The sequence below is a fragment of the Arachidicoccus sp. BS20 genome (assembly GCF_001659705.1).
GTDB lineage: Bacteria > Bacteroidota > Bacteroidia > Chitinophagales > Chitinophagaceae > Arachidicoccus.
In genome coordinates, this window is record NZ_CP015971.1 from 2,177,937 (window position 1) to 2,197,832 (window position 19,896).

Genomic DNA, 19,896 nt, shown 5'->3' on the forward strand with positions numbered 1-19,896 from the left:
TTAAATGGGCTGTCCGGTTTTTCGGACAGCCCATTTTTATTTTCCAATCTTATAAAAAGAAAACTATACTTAATCTTCTTCCACTTTTACTCTACCCTTATTCTTAGCAATTACCTCTTCGGCAATATTGTTTGGAGCAGGAGCATAGTGGTCAAATTCCATGGTAGAAGCCGCACGTCCCGAAGATAGTGAACGCAATTGCGTTACATAACCGAACATTTCGCTCAACGGAACTTTCGCCTTAATAACCTGTGCATTTCCACGAGAATCCATACCTTCCATCATACCTCGACGACGGTTCAAGTCGCCGGTAACATCGCCCATGTATTGGTCAGGGGTAGTTACTTCCACTTTCATGATTGGCTCAAGCAATACAGGTTTTGCTTTTTTACCTGCTTCACGGAAACCGGCTTTAGCACAAAGTTCAAAAGACATTGCATCTGAGTCCACCGCGTGGAAACTACCATCGAAAATGCGAATCTTCATGTTCTCAACAGGATAACCGGCTAAAACACCTGTATTCATCGCTGTTTCAAAGCCTTTCTGAATAGCGGGAATAAATTCGCGAGGAATAGCACCGCCCACAATATTGTTTACAAACTGGAAGCGTTTTCCTTCATTTTCTTTCAACCACTCTTCTTCGGCAGGTCCTATTTCAAACTGAACATCGGCGAATTTACCACGACCACCGGATTGTTTTTTCAATACTTCACGGTGTTGGATTGTTGCCTGGAACGTTTCTTTATATGCAACCTGAGGAGCGCCTTGGTTTACTTCAACTTTGAACTCGCGTTTCATACGGTCAATGATGATTTCCAAGTGCAATTCGCCCATTCCGCGCAAAATTGTTTGTCCTGTATCTTCATCTGTATTTACACGAAGTGTAGGGTCTTCTTCCACCAATTTGGCGATAGCCATACCCATTTTATCAACGTCAGCCTGCGTTTTAGGTTCAACCGCGATAGCGATAACCGGTTCCGGAATAAACATATTTTCCAAAACAATCGGATGCTTTTCGTCGCACAAAGTATCGCCGGTCTTGATTTCTTTAAAACCGACTGCCGCGCCAATATCGCCTGCTTCGATAAAATCTACCGGATTTTGTTTATTGGCAAACATTTTCATGATACGGCTGATACGCTCGTTCTTTCCGCTGCGTACGTTCAACACGTAAGAACCTGCATCCAGATGACCTGAATATACGCGGAAAAATGCTAAACGACCAACAAAAGGGTCTGTCATAATTTTGAAAGCCAACGCTGCAAATGGTTCTTTAGCATCGGGTTTACGCACAAGCACTTTTTCCGGATTATCCGGGTCTGTACCTTCGATAGCATCAATATCTACCGGAGAAGGCAGGTAACGGCACACAGCATCCAAAGCTGTTTGCACTCCTTTATTTTTGAATGAAGAACCACACATCATCGGAACAATGCTTAAATCGATTGTTGCTTTGCGGATTGCTTCGTGAATTTCATCTTCGCTAATAGAGTTCGGGTCTTCAAAGAATTTCTCCATCAAAGTATCATCATATTCTGCAACAGCTTCAATTAATTGTGCACGCCATTCTTCAACTTCTTCTTTCATATCATCAGGAATAGGTACATGAACGTAACTCATACCTTCAGTCGCATCGTCCCATATGATACCGATATTTTTAATCAAATCCACAACGCCCTTGAAGTTGTCTTCTGCGCCAATCGGCAATTGCAAAGGCACGGCTTTAGCGCCTAACATTTCTTTTACCTGATGAACAACGTTTAAAAAATCAGCGCCTTGACGGTCCATTTTGTTTACAAAACCAATACGTGGAACGCGGTAACGGTTTGCCTGACGCCAAACTGTTTCTGACTGAGGTTCAACGCCGTCAACAGCCGAGAACAATGCAATCAAGCCATCCAATACACGCATGGAACGCTCTACCTCAACGGTAAAATCCACGTGACCCGGAGTATCAATAATGTTGAAAGAATATTTTTTTGTATCTGCGACCGGTTTTCCTTTATCATCGGTAGGAAAATTCCATTGACAGCTAACGGCTGCGGAAGTAATGGTAATACCTCTTTCTTTTTCCTGTTCCATCCAGTCGGTAGTAGCAGCGCCGTCGTGAACTTCGCCGATTCTGTGAATCATGCCTGTGTAACGAAGAATGCGCTCCGTGGTAGTAGTTTTACCGGCATCGATGTGCGCAGCAATACCAAAGTTGCGTTGTAATTTTAAGTCCGCCATAAAAAGTTTTGTTTTTAAAATCGTGAGAAAACGGGACGAATAAATACTATTCCCCAATTTTCAAGGCGCAAAGGTAATGAAATAGATTGAAACGCAATATTCGGATGAAATTATTTATAGAAAGGTAAGATTCGACAGTATTTTCAACAAAAACCCCGTTCAGCAGTTTTGAACGGGTTTTTTTGTTGAATGCAATTGAACATTTCAATTTTACTTCATCTCAAAGCTTTCCATAAATTTAGTAGTAAAGTTTCCCTTACGGAAATCTTCATTTTGCATCAGTTGCAAATGGAAAGGAATGGTGGTTTTAACGCCGTCGCCTTCAATTACATATTCACTCAACGCACGATACATGGTGTCAATTGCTTCTTCGCGCGTGCGCGCAATAGCAATCAGCTTTCCAATCATAGAATCGTAATAAGGCGGAATGGTGTAACCTGCGTAAACATGGCTGTCCACACGCACGCCGTGTCCGCCGGGTGTATTCAACGTTCTTATTTTTCCCGGCGAAGGACGGAAATCGTTGTATGGGTCTTCAGCATTAATGCGGCATTCGATAGCGTGCATGACAGGTGTATAATTTTCGCCTGAAATTTTTTCGCCTGCGGCAATTTTTATCTGTTCTTTAATTAAATCGAAATTAATCACTTCTTCCGTAACGCAATGTTCCACCTGAATACGTGTATTCATTTCCATAAAGTAGAAATTGCGGTGCTTATCTACCAGAAACTCAATTGTACCCACGCCTTCGTAGCGAATGCACGCCGCAGCTTTTATAGCAGCTTCGCCCATTTTCTTGCGGAGTTCGGGTGTCATAAACGGCGATGGTGATTCTTCCACCAACTTCTGATGACGGCGTTGAATGGAACAGTCGCGCTCGCTCATGTGGCAAACCGTTCCGTATTGGTCGCCGGCAACTTGAATTTCTATGTGGCGCGGTTCTTCCACAAATTTTTCCATGTAGATGCCGTCGTTCTTGAACGCTGCGGCTGCTTCGGCTTTTGCGGTATTGTAATTTTTTTCCAAATCTTCTTCTTTCCACACCACGCGCATACCTTTTCCGCCGCCACCGGCTGTGGCTTTCAAAATAATTGGATAACCGATTTCTTTTGCCGATTCTTTTGCGTGTTCCAGACTTTGCAACAATCCTTCAACACCGGGAACTACCGGCACGCCGGCTTTTATCATCGTGTCTTTGGCGGTTACTTTGTCGCCCATGAGGCTAATCATTTCCGCAGTCGGTCCTATAAATTTGATGCCGTGGTCTTCGCAAATCTGCGCAAACTTTGCATTTTCTGCCAAGAAGCCATAACCGGGATGAATGGCATCGCAATTGGTAATTTCTGCAGCAGCCATAATGTGCGGAATGTTAAGATAAGAATCCACGCTTTGCGGCTTGCCGATACAAACGGCTTCGTCGGCAAAGCGCACGTGCAAACTTTCTTTATCGGCGGTGGAATAAATGGCTACCGTTTCAATGCCCATTTCACGACAAGTACGAATGATGCGCAATGCAATTTCGCCGCGATTGGCAATTAATATTTTTTTAAACATTTTTATCAATATGCTAATGTGCCAATTTGCAAATATGCAAATGTGTATGGCAGTTAGAAAATAAAAAAACTTAGTAAATAACTTATCGGTAATTTCTTTTTGGAAGTGGATACAATTTTCGCAATAATCTTACTTATTTCATCCACCTTGTTTATAAGATTTTTACATTCGGGATATGATTGTGCATAATCACATAGCATTAACCAATATTGCGTTTCGTCCGTTTCTTTAGCTGCAATTTTTATTTTGTGTATAAAATCGGCTTTACTTTCAGGATTCTGCGCTTCCATTATATTAGCGCCTATGGAAGTGCCGGATTTTAATAATTGCCTCGCAATCACATACTTTTTATTTGCCTCTAATTTTTCACAATAATCAATCACGAGCAAAGCAAATTCTATGGAATGCTTAACTATCGGATTATTTTCAATCAATTCTTTTCGCATACAGTGATTATTGTACTATGAAACAGAAGAGCAATTTGCACATTTGCATATTAGCTAATTTGCAAATTTCAAATTAATTCGGCTCTACCAGAAACAAAGGCTGGTCGTATTCTACCGGCGAAGCGTCGTCCACCAACACTTTTACAATTGTTCCGCTTACTTCGCTTTCTATTTCGTTGAAGAGTTTCATTGCTTCGATGATGCACACGGTTTGTCCCGCTTTTACTTCTTGTCCCACGTCTGCCAGCAAAGGCTTGTCGGGCGAAGCACGACGATAAAATGTACCAATCATTGGGCTTTTTATCGTTATAAAATTATCGTCTGATTTTGCCGGAGCAGAAGCGGTTGTTGGAGTTGCAGCCGGCGTTGATGGCAAACTTACTGTTGGCGCTGCCTGCGGCAATTGTTGCGGAAGCGGCTGCGGATTCACAAAAGTCTGAACGTACTCTTTCTTTTGTTTAATGGTAATTTTGAAATCCTTTTCTTCGATAGACAATTCGCCGATGTTGCTCTTGTTAATTGTCTTTATCAATTCCTGAATTTGCTTATAATCCATTTTGTTGAATTAATTATTAAATAATTAAAAATTTGAATAGTGGTGTAAGATAATCAATTTTGTTTTTGCTGTAATTCTTTTTGTTCCAATTGCATTTTAAACATCCTCTCTTTCGATTCCAACCAAGGATTGAAAAACATTATTTTTATCATCGCAAAAACAACATATAAAACAAACAGAATGAGTAATGCAATTACAATATATGTAAGCAAAGCAATTGAAAAAAAAGAAAAGCCCATAGCCTTATTTATTTAAGAATGAAAATTATTCTTTTACTCTTTCCACATAATCGCCTGTCTTCGTATTGATGCGAATTAACTCGCCATCGTTCACGAACAAAGGAACATTCACGGTTGCGCCAGTTTCCACAGTTGCGGGTTTTGTTGCGCGCGTTGCCGTATCGCCTTTCAAACCCGGTTCGCAATAAGTAATTTGCAACACCACTTTTTCGGGAAGTTCTGCACCAATGGGTTGTTCGGTTTCAGTATTGATATAAACAAATATCTCGCTGCCGTCTTTGAGAAATTGCGGTGCGTCAATCATTTCTTCTGCCAAAGCAATTTGTTCGAAAGTCTCATTATTCATCAGGTTGTAACCTGTTTCATCTTTATATAAATATTGATAAGTATGCTTTTCCACACGCACAGGAAAAACAGTTTCGCCGCTATTCCATGTTTTTTCAATCGTGCGGTTGTTGTCCACGCCTTTGAGCTTTGCCCACACTTTTGCCGCAGCGCGGGCTGTTTTATTTTCGCCAAATTCTACTACGGAATACAAATTACCGTCCAGTTTCAAAATCATTCCGCGACTGATATCTGATGTTGTTGCCATAAAAAATGCTACTTAAATATTTCGTTTTTTAGTTGATAAGAGCGACAAAAGTAATGATATTTATAAAATACGCGCAAAAACGGCGGAAATGTTGAGATTTTGCAATAAACCATATAAATACATAGTTTGTATTTTAGAAAAAATCAATGGCGTTGAGTATATAAACAGCTAAGGAATCATAGCATTTTCATCTTCGATGAAAATTTCTTTGTGAAACTATCTTTGTCTTTCAGCTATGTAAAATCAATTTTTCTATGTGGTTTAATTTTTGCTTTTAAATTTAGTTTTTATTCAATAAAATTTCTGAAATAAAAATCTACTTTTGAAAATTATGAAAAAATATTTCTCATTCATACTCCTATCATTCTTCACAAAGGCAATAATGGCGCAAGCGCCCATAGCAGAACAGTTAGGCGTTTCCCCTGCATTAACCAGTGAATTATTGGTTAAAGAAGATTCGCTGCGCAACCAGTTTGCACGAAAAGGTTTGATTTGGCCCGCGCGCGAAGTGTATATCCGTTCGTTTAAATACGACAGTAAAATGGAAGTGTGGGTGCGCAACAACAGTAATGAAAAATTTCAGTTGTTCAAAACTTATAAAGTGTGCGTAATGGCAGGCGCTATAGGACCGAAAAGAGTTGAAGGCGATTACCAGGTGCCGGAAGGTTTTTACTATATATCCGGATTTAATCCGCGCAGCGAATATCATTTGAGCTTAAAGATGAATTATCCGAATGAATCGGATAAAATTCTCAGCGACCCTACGCATCCAGGCGACGGTATTTATATTCACGGCGACTGTGTTTCTGTCGGCTGTATTCCTTTGGAAAATGAGCAGATTGATGAAGTATATTTAATTGCTTCCGCTGCACGGCTGAACGGCGAAACTTATGTGCCGTTGCATGTGTTTCCTATTCGTTTCGACAATAGAAAAAGCCTTGCATACTACACTAAATATTCTTACGACAACATTGAATTGCAGCATTTTACCTCTTCGCTGAAACCTGTATATGATTACTTTGAAGCAAATAGAAAATTACCATTAATAGGCATTTTGAAGAACGGAGATTATGAAGTGATGAATTAAATTTATTGCCACAGATGCACGGATGAGTTTTTATCTGTGCATCTGTGGCAAACATTCTAATCAATCTTTGGAACAAAAGCCTTAAACGCAGTTCCTTCCGTTTCGGAATGAATGGTATATTTTGTTTCAGGCAAAATAAACGCTGCTTCGCCATGAAACAACGTTAATGTTTTGTCCTCGTGTTGAAAAGAAATTTCGCCTTCCGTTACAATAATAATCTCCGCCGAAAAGCTTGTGTTTTCAATACTTTCAGAAGATGATAATTCAATTTTTGAAATACCGAAATCGGGGACAGGACAAGGATAATTTTTCTCATGATTAAGCAATAGTTCTCCTTTCATTACATTCGGAATAACACCTTCAAATTTCGTGTGTTTCAGCAATTCGGGAACATCAATATGTTTCGGCGTTAATCCGCCACGAAGCACGTTGTCGCTGTTCGCCATCAGTTCCACATTTTGTCCTTCCATGTATGCGTGCGGAATGCCGGCGCCCTGAAAGATTGCTTCGCCCGGCAATGCCTTTACAATGTTGAAAAAATAGATTGAAAAAATACCTCTGTCAATATTGACTAATTCTTTAGTCTGGGCGTATTCATACACACGGCGAACCCAAAATCCGGGTTGTGATTTGTCGGAAGAATTGTTTGCTAATTCTCTTTCAACCAAAGGCTGTAATATTGAATCTACCTGCGTTTGCGGCAATTCCATTACATATTTGTACAAGCCTTTATAACTTTCTTTTTCAAAAACAGGAACAAGCGTTTCAAACTCGGGCACGGATTTTAAAACAGTTGATAATTTTTCTTTTTCCAAAAAACCGTGCAACAACCAAAACTCGCTCAATGCCACCATCACTTCGGGCTTGTGATTGCGGTCTTTATAATTTCTTGCTTTGTCTGTAATTAAAATTCCTGCGGCTTCTTCCGCGTCAAAGCCTTTCTCTGCTTCGGTTTTGGAAGGATGAACCTGTATGGACAATAATTCTCTCACGTCCAAAATTTTAAACAAATAAGGCAATTCCCCAAAGCGTTGCTCCACTTTTTCGCCGATAAATACTTTTGGATTTTTATTGATTTCGTCATTCAACGAAACTTCTTTTCCATCAACTAAAATTTTAGATGAAGCCGATGGATGCGCGCCCATCCAATATTCCGCAACGGGCTTATGGTCCGGGTTTTCGACATTTAATAATCGCGGAATAAAATCGTAGCCGCCCCAAGCATAATTTTGAATTTTTCCCTTCAGTAAAAAAATTTTATCTTGATTCATCGATTGTAAAAATTATTTTCGGGCAAGTTAATTAAAGATTGATGCACAACAAAAATGTAGGCGATAAAGGCGAAAATTTAGCAACTGTTTATCTCGAAAAACTGGGATACAAAATCTTGTATCGCAACTGGCGATTCAAATTTGTGGAGATTGATATTATTGCATCGAAAGAAAATGTTTTACACTTTATAGAAGTGAAAACCCGCACGGGCGCTGCGTTTGGTCGTCCGGAAGAAGCCGTTACAAAAAAGAAAATGGAACAGATGAAGCTTGGCGCAGAAGAATTTCAATACAGAAATCCTCAATGGAAACGAGTGCAGTTTGATGTTTTGGCAATAAGAATTTTTAATGATGGAAATATGGAATATTGGTTGAATAAAGATGTGTATTTTTAAACTTTATTTCATGCGAAAATAACTTCGCTGTTCGTGATTTGCAATCGCGAACTGTTATCTGTGCATTTGTAATGCACAATATTTGCGAATTAAAAATTCGCCGATAGGACTTCGGAATTGCAAATTCCGAAGAGCAGAAATCCGAAATGTATCTTTATTTTTTAAAACAAATATCATGTTCGATTTTCGTTTACAGGTTTTTCATACTGTTGCAAAACGTCTGAGTTTTACCAAAGCTGCGGAAGAATTATTTATTACGCAACCTGCGGTTACAAAACACATTCGCGAAATTGAGCATCAATACAAAGTCCAGCTGTTTGAACGAAGCGGCAACAATATTTCTTTGACGAACGCAGGCGAATTGTTGCTGCAATACACCGAAAAAATTTTTGAAATTTACCGCAACATTGAGTTCGACCTAAACGAGCTGAAACAACAACACAAAGGCAAGCTGCGTATTGGTGCAAGCACAACCGTTGCACAATATATTTTGCCGCCGCTACTCGCAAATTTTCATAATAAATTCAAAGACATAAAAGTCTCTTTGTTTACCGAAAACACACAACAAATCGAGAAAGCACTGGAACAAAAAGAAATTGATTTCGGCATTATCGAAGGTAAATCAAAAAACAAAAATTTCAAATACACACAGTTTACAAAAGACGAACTCGTATTGATTGCATCGGCAAATCATCCTTTGACAAAAAGAAATTTTATAAAAACTGAGGAATTGCTGAAAGTCCCGCTGTTGCTGCGCGAGCAGGGTTCAGGGACTTTGGAAGTTGTCAACGATGCGCTTAAAAAAGCAGGCATCAAAATCTCGCAATTGCAGGTGGAAATGCGCATGAACAGCTCGGAAAGCATCAAAGGTTACTTGCTTAATTCTAATTGTTTGTCGTTTCTTTCCATCCATTCAGTTTTAAAAGAATTGGAAAATAATGAACTTGCCGTAATTGATGTAAAAGGCTTGAACATTGAACGATATTTTTATATCATTCATCCGCATGGCGAACCGGACGGCTTATCGGATTTGTTTATAAAATTCGCACTTCACTATAACTTTAAGTAATGACTTATTATTAATAGTCATTTCGTTTTTGCGATTTATCGTAACAACTTTGCAGTTCAAAAGTTAGTTATGAAAAAAATAATCGCACAAGAAAATCGTTTTAATACGTTATTAAACAAAAGCATTACCACACGGGAAATTATTTTCATTATCGCTGTGGTATTGTGTCTTTCTCCTTTTGTATCGCCGCCTGTTGCATTGCTGCTCGGCTTTGGAATTGCGCAATTTATCGGGCATCCGTATATGCATCTCAATCATAAAGCTACACACATTTTATTACAGATTTCTGTTGTGGGGTTGGGTTTCGGCATGAACGTGAACAGCGCATTGAAAGCCGGAAAAGAAGGAATTATGTTTACGATTGTTTCCATTTTCGGCACATTGATTTTAGGATTTATTGCAGGTAAAGTTTTGAAGATTGATAAGAAAACTTCTTACCTCATTTCCGCCGGAACAGCCATTTGCGGCGGCAGCGCCATTGCAGCAGTTTCGCCGGTTATCAAAGCAAAAGAAAATCAAACTTCTGTTGCGCTGGGCGTTGTGTTCATCCTCAATTCCGTTGCGTTGTTCTTATTTCCATTCATAGGTCATAAATTAAATTTATCGCAGACTCAGTTCGGATTGTGGTGCGCTATTGCCATACACGACACAAGTTCCGTTGTAGGCGCTGCAAGTAAATACGGCAATCAGGCTTTGGAAATCGCCACCACCGTTAAGCTGGCACGTGCATTGTGGATTATTCCTGTTGCATTTGCTTCTACATTCTTATTCAAGTCAAAAGACGTAAAAGTAAAAATTCCTTACTTCATCGGATTGTTTGTGGTGGCAATGCTGGCAAACACTTTTGTTCCATTAGTACAGAAAATAAGTCCGTATATAGTTACAATTTCTAAGTCGGGACTGACATTGACTTTGTTTCTGATTGGTTGCGGATTGTCTTCCAAAGTATTAAAATCTGTTGGTGTAAAACCCTTGATACAAGGTATTTTTCTTTGGATAATTATTTCTGTTGCAGCGTTGAGTGCGGTAATGTATTTATAATTTTTCACACAGAGTTTACGGAGCAATCGAGACATAAAGTAATAAAATTCTCTGCCTTATTTTCTTAGTATCCTCTGTGTGAAATTTACACTTTTACTCTTTCTTTCAGCAACTCCACAAACTTTAAAGTTGCAGGACAATACTCGATATTTTGTTTGTGAATATGTAAATAATCAACTGCTTTTTTCTTTGCCAAGTGCGGGAAACCTGCGCAGTCTGCAGGTCTTACTTCATAAATGGTGCACATATTTGTCTTCAAATCAAGGAACTGGCAAGGCTGTGAAACGTTTACCCAATCTGTTTCACCTTTCTCTTGTTTGAGCCATTTTTCTTTAAATGCTTTGGGACTCACGCGTAGATGTGAAGCAATACGCTTAATGTCTTGCGACGTAAAAGTGGGTGTCATTTTCTTGCAACAATTGGCACAGGAAAGACAATCAATTTCTTTCCAGACTTCTTTGTCCGTTTCAGCCGTAATGTTGTCAATGCCTCGCGGGATATTGTTTTCAAGCTTTGTGATATAGCTTCTGTACGATTGTCGTTTTTGCTCAAATTCGGCTTTGAATTTTTTGAAATTGATGGGTGGCATAGTGCAATTGCTATACACTTACAAAAAACGAATTTGTAAGTTTAGTTTAAAATAAAGTTGCTCATTATCTTTATAGACTGTTCCAAATTCGTGTCGTGTGCTACTCGCTGTTTCCAGTTTTGTGTTTGCATATAGATAATCTTCAAACTCGTTTCGGTTGTAAATATGATAACATAAAATTTCTCCGTTATCTTTTACAACTAAATGGCCGCCTGTCCCATCGAGTTCGCCTGTCCAAACCTTTGACGGCATCATTCCTAAAGCAATGTCCGTCAGAAAATGTTTGATTTTGTACGAATAAAACAGATGATGATTTGCCAAGTTGTACCCAAGCGGATTTGCTTTTGAAATTTCGGCAACCAAGTCCGAAATTTTGGAATGAGGAGAAGTGAAGAACAAAAATAAAATTTCTGAAACAATTTTTGGTAAAGCACTGTCAATTAAAACAAGATTGTTTTCAAAGACAGAACTCTCGGTATTTTCAAACTGTAATTTTCCTTTGAGTTCTTTTAGCTTTTCAATACGGTCTTTGATTTTACTTTTGGTGTTTATTGCATTGATTTCCGCAATCTGCTTTGACGTCAAATTCAACTCATTTATTTTGTAAATGAAGTTGGTTGTTTTCCCTGCGTTCAACAAAGTTGAAGCGCTGCCAAGTTGAGATTTTATACTAAAACCGAGTTCTTCTGACTGGTTGTAAAATTCATCTTTAGAAAATGTAATTTCCCTATCCAAATCTGCAACGACGGCTTTATTTTCTACAAATGAATATGTAAAAAGCGAACTCATTTTTTAAAAATTATTTGATAGTGATAATCTAAAAACTCTTTTGACGGTAGAAATCTTTCAGGTAAATTGATTTTTTGATTTTCATATTTTTTGAAAAAATCGCTTACCACTTGTTCATTTGAATAGCTATCAAAAAATTTAGAAACTAAAATTTTGTATTCGGGCGTAACCGTAATATAACCTTTGTCAAAAGCTTTGTCGTGAATAGAATTTAAGCATAAACCATTGTGCGGATTTATTCTGTTCTCCTTATCTTTCGCCCAAGGTTTTATATGACTTGCTACCAGAAAATCAGAAATAGACAAACCTGTGATACAACATTTCAAATTGTATGAAGATAAAATCGTGCTTCTGAAAAAACTTTGATTTACTCTTGTTTTGATTATTGTTTCTCGTTCTTTTCCTTCGGGCAACTCCGTCAAATCTATTTCCTCTATTTCCTCAACTTTCTTATTTTGAAATTTCGCAATTAAGACTTCGCTTTCAAAAGCAAGTTTTTCCCAATTTCCATTAAATTCATTCCAAATATCTTCCTCTAATTTACTTCCATTTATTAAACCTGTAATTCCTTGTTTCTTTAATTCAGGGTCAAGTCGTCCAAAGTTTCCAATTTTCATATTAAGAGCAGAAGGCGAACGTCCAAGTATGTTTGCGTATTTTATGATAGTTGGATTGTTTTTGCTACTACTTTTGAAAGGAACTTTGCAATAAACATTAAAAGCAATTATAGTTTCGTCCCTTGTCCAATTATTACTTTTTGCCATTGTCTTAAAATTTCCTCTGTTCACAAACTTACATTTTATTCAAATAACTTTACAACAATTATGTGGGACAGTTATAAAAACGGTTACAAGGCTTATTTGCAATTGGAAAAATCGCTGAGCGAAAATTCAGTCGAGGCATACTTGCGCGATGTGGACAGATTGACTTTTTTTCTTGCGGAAAACGGTTTGGAAAAATCGCCGAAGGAAATTGATTTAAAAACATTACAAGCATTTGTCAAATATATCGCAAGCTTTGGATTAGCGGCGAGTTCGCAAGCGCGAACCATTTCGGGTATCAAAGGTTTTTATAAATATTTGTTGAGCGAAAATATTACAGATACAGACCCGACAATATTGTTAGAACTTCCTAAACTCAAACGCGCATTGCCGGATGTATTGAGTTTTGAAGAGATTGAAAAAATCATTTCGCAAATAGATTTAAGCACAAACGAAGGGCATCGCAACAAAGCAATTCTTGAAACGCTGTATAGTTGCGGCCTGCGCGTGAGTGAAGCCGTGAATTTAAAAATAAGTTGTTTGTATTTGAAAGATGGTTTTGTGCGCGTAATCGGCAAAGGCGATAAAGAAAGACTGGTGCCGATTGGCGATGAAGCCATTAAATATATCGGCATCTATTATAACGATTACCGGCGCAAACTTAATGCCGCAAAGGATTTTGAAGATTTTCTTTTTCTCAACAACCGGGGCAAAAATCTTTCGCGTGTGATGATATTCTTAATCATTAAAAGCCTGGCGCAAAAAGCACAGATTAAAAAAAATATTTCGCCGCACACGTTTCGGCATTCCTTTGCCACGCATTTGGTAGAAGGCGGTGCGGATTTGCGTGCAGTTCAGTTAATGCTGGGACATGAAAGCATTACCACAACAGAAATTTATACGCATTTGGATAAGCATTTTTTGCGCAGCACTTTGCAGGAACATCATCCGGCATTCAGAAAATAATAAAAGCAGTCTGTCGACTGCTTTTATTCGTGTTTGAATATTTATTGGTATAAAAACAATTACCACTTGTCTACTTCTTCAGACGCTAATTTAGCATCGGGAGCGGCAGCAGTATTTTTGGTTTCCTCATTAGGTACGCTTTTTTCTTCTTGCGAAACGATATTACTTTCAGCCGGAATTTCTGTATTAGTATTATCGTTGCCGCTAATAAAATTTTCATCATGATTAAAAGCGTCAAAATCATAATCGGGCATTAATTCGGTTTTGATATAATCAACCGCTTCACTTAGACCTTTTACAAACTTATTGAAATCTTCTTTGTACAAAAAAATCTTGTGCCTGTCATAACCATCTTCATTGAAGCGTTTTCTGCTTTCAGTTATAACCAGATAATAGTCGCTGCCTTTTGTGGCGCGCACGTCAAAAAAGTAGGTTCTTCTTTTTCCTGCTTTCAAGCGTTTGCTGTACACGCTATCTTGTTTGCGCTCGTTTTGTTCGTAATCCAAGTTTTTTAAATTTAATTCAACAAATACCTTTTCAAAACCCTTACAAATATAATGTTGTTTTTTTTTCAGCAAAAATTTTGAGCAGTTTTTTTTACAGGCAGTAGTTAAAGTTTGTCGAGCATATCTACCACTTTCTCTCTTCGCAGAATTAAATAGCCGAGCCTGTCGTTGCTGATGCCGTCTTTCAGCTTATAACTAAAAATTAAGGTATCGTCTTTTGCTTCGGTTTCAAAATATTTAAACTGAATATTCGGATACTGCTTCAGGTTCTCTCCTATTTCGTACAAGTGCGTCGAGAGAATAAACAGCGATGATTTTACTTTTCTCAAGCCTTCAATCACGGCAGTACTGCATTTCATCGCATCCTGAATATTCGTTCCTTTGAATAATTCATCAATAAGTATCAGCCATTTTTTGCCATTTTCAATTTTACCTACGGTAGTTTTGATACGTTGCACTTCGTTGAAGAAATAGCTTTCGCCTTTTAGTGTATTATCTGCAACTTCGATATTGCTGAGCAATCCGTCAAAACTGCTCATTTTCATATCGTCCGCGGGAACGCCCATGCCGAGCGATGCGAGATAAACCGAAATGCCTACCGCGCGAATAAACGTGCTTTTGCCCGCCATATTTGCACCTGTGAGAAAAAGAAAATTGTTTCTTTCCGTCAAAGAAAAATCATAACCCACCGGATTTTCCAGCAATGGATGATATAAATTTCTGGCTTCAATCAAAGGCGTTTCGCTTTCGACGATTTCGGGAAAATGAAAGTTGTGTTCAACCGTTGCTTTTGCCAAACTATACCAAGCATCGATTCTGAAAAACAAATCTTCCAAAGACTGAATGGCTAATTTATTGTGATTGAAAAAAAATCCCAGCGCCAGATTATCTTTAACAGACGGCTTATAGTCTTTTGAAAATGTTTCTATTTTTTGAAACACCGGCTTGTCCAATTGCTGCTTTATTCCGTCCAATGTTTTTTGCAGCGGTTCAGCATAATTATTATCGGGGAAAAGTCGTAGCAACTCACGCATACCCTTTACAAAATCGATAAAATGTTTCACGGAATAGCGAACGGTAGTATAGTCTCCCCGGCTGAAAATTTTATACAGAAAACCCGTTAAAGCTCCGGCGCCAAGCGGAATAGATGTTACAGGAGCATCATAATATTTGTCCAAAACCATAACCGTTCCGTTGGTAATAGTTTCAGGAAAATGCGGCAGCGTTTCTATAAATTTCTTAATTACTTCCTGCGATTCTTTTATTTGTTTAACATCGCCGAAAGGTTCATAAAAGATACGTTTCAATTCTTCCTTGCCGCCATTGGTGCGCGTATAATTCAGCAAATGCAAAATGGTTTCCTGCTCATATCTGCCGAAGATGTTTAAATCGTGTAACGTTGAATTATCGATGTCCATTTTTATAAATTATGCGTTTCTCTCGAATTTCAATCTCTCTCCTTTAATAGATTCATTAAACACGCCATTTCCATAAATTAAGTTGCCATTTATAAAAGTTTTTTCAATAGTTGCGGGAAAAACAAACTCTTCCAACGGCGACCAGCCGCATTTGTACAAAATGTTTTCGGGCGAAATTTTGTAATTTTTATTCAAATCGACCAAGACCAAATCGGCAAAATATCCTTCGCGAATAAAGCCTCGTTCTTTGATTTGAAAACAACGGGCAACAGCGTGCGACATTTTTTCAACGACTTTTTCCAAAGAAATTTTTCCTTCTTTCACATAATGCAACATAAGCTGCAACGAATGTTGAATCAAGGGCAAACCGGCGTGTGCATGTTCATAAGTCGCATCTTTCAATTGAACTAATTTTCCGGCTGCATTTCGCTCAAAACCTTTTTCGGAAAGCAGGTGCGGCGCGTGGTCCGTGGCGATTACATCGAGTCGATCGTCCAACAATGCCTGCCAGATTGCATCTCGGTTGAACGCGGCTTTAATCGCAGGATTGCATTTAATCAGATAACTTTTTTCGGCATAATCGTCCGCCGAAAAATGCAGATGATGCACGCAAACTTCCGCCGTAATTTTCTTTTCTTCCAAAGGCAACATATTGCCAAAAAGTTGCAATTCTTTTTCCGTAGTGATGTGCAAAATATGCAAACGCGCATCGTGCTTTTTCGCAAACTGAATGGCTTTGAAAGACGATTCAAAACAATTCTCTTCATTGCGAATTACAGGATGGTCACTCGCTTCGAGGTTTGGTTTTTCGGCTTTTAATTTTTCATAATTTGCACGGATAATGCTTTCTTCTTCGCAATGTGTGGCGATTAAAACTTCACAAGTCGAGAAAACATTGTCCAACACCAAAGGGTCATTTACCAATAGATTTCCGGTGGAAGAACCCATAAAAATTTTCAGTCCGCAGATGTCGTTTTTCCGGTCATTTAATTTCTTTATTTCTTCCAGATTATTATTCGAAGTGCCGAGATAAAACGAATAATTTGCAAGCGAAGTTTGGCTTGCCGTCGTGTATTTTTCTTCCAATAAATCGTGCGTAAACGCCGGCGGAATCGTGTTTGGCATTTCCATAAAACTGGTAACGCCGCCCGCAACCGCAGCTTTGGATTCCGTATAAATATTGGCTTTGTGCGTGAGTCCCGGCTCGCGAAAATGCACCTGGTCGTCAATCACGCCGGGCAATAAATACAAGCCTTCGGCATCGATTTCTTCAACCGCAAAATCAACCTGAATATTGTTGTCGATGCGTTCAATTCTTTTATTGCGAATCAGCACATCGGCGTTAAAAATTTTTCCTTCGTTTACAATGTTTGCGTTTTTGATTAAATAATTGCTCATTAAATTTTTATTGTTATCTGCGTTTAAAGTTAAGACGCAAAGCGTAACATAACAATTTAATTTAAGTACATCAATGCGGCTTTTATTATTTTTACAGAATGAAATCTTTGATGACAAAATACACACACTTATTTTTCGACCTCGACCATACGATTTGGGATTTTGAAGCTAATGCAAAAGACGCGCTGTACGAGGCTTTCAGCGAAAACAAGCTGATTGAAAAAGGTATTGATAATTATGAAATTTTTTATGAAAAATATGCCGCGCATAATCATCGTTTATGGGACAGATATTCCAAAGGTTTCATCAAACAAGATGAATTAAAATGGAAAAGAATGTGGCTTACTATGCTTGATTATAAAATTGCCGATGAAGCATTGGCGAAAAAATTAAGCGACGATTTTTTGCAGTTTCTTCCGTTGAGAAAAAAAGTTTTTCCGTACACTTTTGAGATATTGACTTATTTGAAAAATAAAAATTATCGTTTGCATTTAATCACCAACGGCTTCAATTATATTCAAACACAAAAGCTCCAAAATGCAGGACTGACGCACTTTTTCGAAGAATTGATTACATCCGAAGCAAGCGGAAGTTTAAAACCAAATAAAGAAATTTTTGAATTTGCTTTGAACAAAACTAAAGCATTAGTTAATGAGAGCATTATGCTCGGCGACAATATTGAAGCCGATATTAGAGGTGCAAAAAATTTTGGATTAGATACAGTTTTTGTCAATCATATAAAAGCTGAAACCGAAGTGCAGCCGACGTTTGAGATAACTCACTTAAAACAATTAGAAGATATTTTTTGAGAATTTTCCCCGCAGATAACACAGATTTTTTCGCTGATATGCGCAGAAAAATCCGCGTTATCTGCGAGTTTTCAATCTGCGAAAATCTGCGCTGTCTGCGGGAAATTTTATTCATTTCCTTTCAAAGAAAAATCTTTTACTGCCGCCTTTCGTGCTGGAATCCACGAAGCCAAAACAGCAACGATAAATATAGTCGCCGTTACCATCAGAAAGTCTGCAATACGCATAGTTACCGGATAATAATCTACAACAAACGAACCGCCTTCGAGTTTTATGAGATGATATTTTTGCTGCGCGTAACAAATTAAAAATGCAATCAACATTCCTGCAATGCCGCCGATTCCAGCTAATAAAAAGCCTTCATTCAAAAATATTTTTTGTATAAAACCATTGTGCGCGCCCAACGCCTTCAGCACAGCAATATCTTTTCGTTTTTCCAAAATCAACATCGTTAATGCGCCCACCATATTGAACGCTGCAATCACTAAAATGATGGAAAGAATAATGTAGATAATCCATTTTTCCATTTGCATCACGCTGAACAAACTTTGATTCTGTTGAAAGCGTGTCTGCACTTTATAATGCTGACCAAATATTGATGCCACCTGCTTTTGCGCACCTGAAACATTCTCTTCCGAATTTATTTTTATATCAATCGCCGTATAACTATTTTCGGGAATATCTGCCATATATCTTACAAAACCGATATTGGTAAAAGCATATTTATTATCAAAATCTTCCTGTATTCTAAAAATACCTGCTTCGTGAATATCGAACGAATAAGTGGCATTTTGAAGATTGGAAAAATCATTAGCATTTCTGTTTGGGAAAAAAACCGTCAAAGGGTCTGTGGACAAAGGGTCTGCGCCAATGGCGTTGGCAATGCCGCCGCCAAGAACAACGGATGGAGAATCTTTAGTTCCTAAACTATATTCGCCGTTATCGATAATATTTTTCTTTATGGAAACAACTTCATAGTAATTGCTATCCACGCCCTTGAGATAAACAATGGACTGGTAATCGCCATTTACCACCAGCGCTTTTTCTTCAACAGTCAAACTGAAATTTTTTACAGACTTTATTTGATGCAACTGTTTCAGCTGAGACGCCGTTGGTTGAATATACTTCCCTTGCGTTGCAGACACGCGCAAATCAGAATAAAAATCGCCGTACATGGATTTAACCAATCCTTCAAAACCATTGAAAACACTAAGCACGAGAATGAGCGCCGCCGAACCAACCGCAATGGCAACAATGCTTATCCACGAAATAATGTTGATGACATTCGTGGATTTTTTTGCTTTAAAATATCGCCATGCGAAGAGGAAGTTCATGCAGTAATTAAGAATTAGTAATTAAAAATTAATAATTGTGGGTTATCCTTTTGAAGAGTTAATAATTGAGGTAAGGATTTTTATAATTTCTTCACAATCATTGATAAAAGAATCTGCAATTTTTTCTTCTATAAATTTAGTTTCTTTCAGAATTCTCAACCAATATCGGGTTTCACGCGCTTCTCTGTATGCTATTTCGAGTTTGTGTATAAAATCTTTTCTTGAAGAACCGCCAACAGCTTCTTCAACATTAGCTCCGACAGAAGTTCCGCTTTTTAATAATTGAACACATAATTCTCTTTCAACTTTGTTTTTTCGCAAATGCAAGAAGAGCTTGGTTATTCTCAATGCAAATAGAAAACTTTTATCCAATATAATATTATCGTCCTTCAATTATTAATTTTTAATTACTAATTATTAATTCACTTATTCGACTCCTCATTAATTTTTTTAAACAATTCTTCCATATGAAAAACGTGTTCCAGCGTATCATCGGCATAATAATGAATCACGGGAATGCGGCGCAACTGGTTTTTCAATTTATGCGACAATTCTTTTTTTATTTCCCAGGCTTTTTGTTCAATTGATTTTAATGCCGCAGCATTGTCTTGCACCTGAAAGAAACTCAGGTAAATACGCACTTCCAGCAAATCGGGCGTAACCTGCACATCGCTGATGGAAACCATGCCGCCGCCAATCATGTTCAAACCAAGATGACGAAAGATTTGGTTAATCTCTTCTTTAATCACGTTGGCAACCTGCCGCTGTCTTTTTCCCTGTTCCATAATCTTTGCGTTTTGTTGGCTGTAAAATTAGTTACTTTTGCCGTTCTATTCTAATAAGAATT

The 19,896-nt window shown here is 38.1% G+C and carries 21 protein-coding genes; 6 read left to right on the top strand and 15 right to left on the bottom strand.

All coding sequences use genetic code 11. The features are described 5' to 3' along the window. Positions 1 to 69: 69 nt before the first annotated feature. From fusA to efp, 5 genes are all read right to left on the bottom strand, one after another. Entirely contained in the window at positions 70 to 2,229 is a 2,160-nt protein-coding gene (gene fusA, locus A9P82_RS09815; RefSeq protein ID WP_066207387.1) for an elongation factor G, read from the bottom strand. Between the two features lie 210 nt (positions 2,230 to 2,439). Continuing rightward, positions 2,440 to 3,783 carry an acetyl-CoA carboxylase biotin carboxylase subunit gene (gene accC / locus A9P82_RS09820; protein WP_066207389.1) on the bottom strand — a complete coding sequence of 448 codons (1,344 nt, stop codon included), beginning with the start codon at positions 3,781 to 3,783 and terminating at the stop codon, positions 2,440 to 2,442. Between the two features lie 53 nt (positions 3,784 to 3,836). Next, a complete protein-coding gene (locus A9P82_RS09825) occupies positions 3,837 to 4,229 on the bottom strand; it encodes a four helix bundle protein (RefSeq protein ID WP_066207391.1) in 393 nt (130 codons plus the stop codon). Positions 4,230 to 4,302: 73 nt separating this feature from the next. Then, on the bottom strand, positions 4,303 to 4,785 hold the full coding sequence (gene accB, locus A9P82_RS09830) for an acetyl-CoA carboxylase biotin carboxyl carrier protein (RefSeq protein WP_066207393.1): 483 nt from the start codon (positions 4,783 to 4,785) through the stop codon (positions 4,303 to 4,305). Between the two features lie 264 nt (positions 4,786 to 5,049). Next, the gene (efp, locus tag A9P82_RS09840) at positions 5,050 to 5,616 is read right to left on the bottom strand and encodes an elongation factor P (RefSeq protein ID WP_066207398.1); all 567 of its coding nucleotides are present in this window, start codon (positions 5,614 to 5,616) and stop codon (positions 5,050 to 5,052) included. Between the two features lie 331 nt (positions 5,617 to 5,947). On the opposite strand from efp, the gene A9P82_RS09845 reads away from it, so the two are divergent. After that, positions 5,948 to 6,703 carry a L,D-transpeptidase family protein gene (locus A9P82_RS09845; RefSeq protein WP_231891136.1) on the top strand — a complete coding sequence of 252 codons (756 nt, stop codon included), beginning with the start codon at positions 5,948 to 5,950 and terminating at the stop codon, positions 6,701 to 6,703. Between the two features lie 56 nt (positions 6,704 to 6,759). Here the strand turns inward: A9P82_RS09845 and manA are convergent, their stop codons facing one another. Further along, on the bottom strand, positions 6,760 to 7,974 hold the full coding sequence (gene manA, locus A9P82_RS09850) for a mannose-6-phosphate isomerase, class I (RefSeq protein WP_066207400.1): 1,215 nt from the start codon (positions 7,972 to 7,974) through the stop codon (positions 6,760 to 6,762). Between the two features lie 41 nt (positions 7,975 to 8,015). Between manA and A9P82_RS09855 the strand changes: the two genes are divergently transcribed. The 3 genes from A9P82_RS09855 to A9P82_RS09865 all read left to right on the top strand — a co-directional run bounded on the left by A9P82_RS09855 (position 8,016) and on the right by A9P82_RS09865 (position 10,479). After that, the gene (locus A9P82_RS09855) at positions 8,016 to 8,369 is read left to right on the top strand and encodes a YraN family protein (protein WP_066207402.1); all 354 of its coding nucleotides are present in this window, start codon (positions 8,016 to 8,018) and stop codon (positions 8,367 to 8,369) included. Positions 8,370 to 8,544: 175 nt separating this feature from the next. Continuing rightward, positions 8,545 to 9,438, top strand: coding sequence for a LysR family transcriptional regulator (locus A9P82_RS09860; protein ID WP_066207405.1), 894 nt, complete (start codon positions 8,545 to 8,547; stop codon positions 9,436 to 9,438). A 69-nt stretch (positions 9,439 to 9,507) separates the two neighbouring features. Further along, positions 9,508 to 10,479, top strand: a complete 972-nt coding sequence (locus A9P82_RS09865; RefSeq protein WP_066207407.1) for a YeiH family protein — start codon at positions 9,508 to 9,510, stop codon at positions 10,477 to 10,479. Positions 10,480 to 10,564: 85 nt separating this feature from the next. Here A9P82_RS09865 and A9P82_RS09870 read toward each other — a convergent pair whose 3' ends face one another. Genes A9P82_RS09870 through A9P82_RS09880 form a run of 3 tightly spaced genes read right to left on the bottom strand, consistent with a single transcriptional unit; the run spans position 10,565 to position 12,621 of the window. After that, the gene (locus A9P82_RS09870) at positions 10,565 to 11,068 is read right to left on the bottom strand and encodes a YkgJ family cysteine cluster protein (RefSeq protein ID WP_066207409.1); all 504 of its coding nucleotides are present in this window, start codon (positions 11,066 to 11,068) and stop codon (positions 10,565 to 10,567) included. 18 nt (positions 11,069 to 11,086) lie between these two features. Beyond that, positions 11,087 to 11,857: an HpaII family restriction endonuclease gene (locus A9P82_RS09875; protein ID WP_066207411.1), complete on the bottom strand. Its 771-nt coding sequence runs from the start codon at positions 11,855 to 11,857 to the stop codon at positions 11,087 to 11,089. Next, positions 11,854 to 12,621: an HNH endonuclease gene (locus A9P82_RS09880; protein ID WP_066207412.1), complete on the bottom strand. Its 768-nt coding sequence runs from the start codon at positions 12,619 to 12,621 to the stop codon at positions 11,854 to 11,856. The genes A9P82_RS09875 and A9P82_RS09880 overlap by 4 nt, the downstream gene beginning before the upstream one ends. 60 nt (positions 12,622 to 12,681) lie before the next feature. Here A9P82_RS09880 and xerD point away from each other — a divergent pair, with 60 nt between their 5' ends. After that, entirely contained in the window at positions 12,682 to 13,584 is a 903-nt protein-coding gene (gene xerD, locus A9P82_RS09885) for a site-specific tyrosine recombinase XerD (protein WP_066207414.1), read from the top strand. A 59-nt stretch (positions 13,585 to 13,643) separates the two neighbouring features. On the opposite strand, the gene A9P82_RS09890 is transcribed toward xerD, so the two are convergent. From A9P82_RS09890 to A9P82_RS09900, 3 genes are all read right to left on the bottom strand, one after another. Next, entirely contained in the window at positions 13,644 to 14,090 is a 447-nt protein-coding gene (locus A9P82_RS09890) for a DUF3276 family protein (RefSeq protein ID WP_066209810.1), read from the bottom strand. A gap of 104 nt (positions 14,091 to 14,194) precedes the next feature. Next, positions 14,195 to 15,508 carry a MutS-related protein gene (locus tag A9P82_RS09895; protein ID WP_066207415.1) on the bottom strand — a complete coding sequence of 438 codons (1,314 nt, stop codon included), beginning with the start codon at positions 15,506 to 15,508 and terminating at the stop codon, positions 14,195 to 14,197. 9 nt (positions 15,509 to 15,517) lie between these two features. Next, the gene (locus A9P82_RS09900) at positions 15,518 to 16,906 is read right to left on the bottom strand and encodes a dihydroorotase (RefSeq protein WP_066207417.1); all 1,389 of its coding nucleotides are present in this window, start codon (positions 16,904 to 16,906) and stop codon (positions 15,518 to 15,520) included. Positions 16,907 to 17,016: 110 nt separating this feature from the next. Here A9P82_RS09900 and A9P82_RS09905 point away from each other — a divergent pair, with 110 nt between their 5' ends. Beyond that, complete coding sequence (locus A9P82_RS09905) at positions 17,017 to 17,715, top strand: YjjG family noncanonical pyrimidine nucleotidase (RefSeq protein ID WP_066209812.1); 699 nt, start codon at positions 17,017 to 17,019, stop codon at positions 17,713 to 17,715. 107 nt (positions 17,716 to 17,822) lie between these two features. Here A9P82_RS09905 and A9P82_RS09910 read toward each other — a convergent pair whose 3' ends face one another. Genes A9P82_RS09910 through rbfA form a run of 3 tightly spaced genes read right to left on the bottom strand, consistent with a single transcriptional unit; the run spans position 17,823 to position 19,834 of the window. Continuing rightward, complete coding sequence (locus tag A9P82_RS09910) at positions 17,823 to 19,049, bottom strand: FtsX-like permease family protein (RefSeq protein WP_066207419.1); 1,227 nt, start codon at positions 19,047 to 19,049, stop codon at positions 17,823 to 17,825. 42 nt (positions 19,050 to 19,091) lie between these two features. Next, a complete protein-coding gene (locus tag A9P82_RS09915; protein ID WP_066207420.1) occupies positions 19,092 to 19,442 on the bottom strand; it encodes a four helix bundle protein in 351 nt (116 codons plus the stop codon). A 29-nt stretch (positions 19,443 to 19,471) separates the two neighbouring features. Further along, positions 19,472 to 19,834 carry a 30S ribosome-binding factor RbfA gene (gene rbfA, locus A9P82_RS09920; RefSeq protein WP_066207422.1) on the bottom strand — a complete coding sequence of 121 codons (363 nt, stop codon included), beginning with the start codon at positions 19,832 to 19,834 and terminating at the stop codon, positions 19,472 to 19,474. Between the last annotated feature and the right edge of the window lie 62 nt (positions 19,835 to 19,896).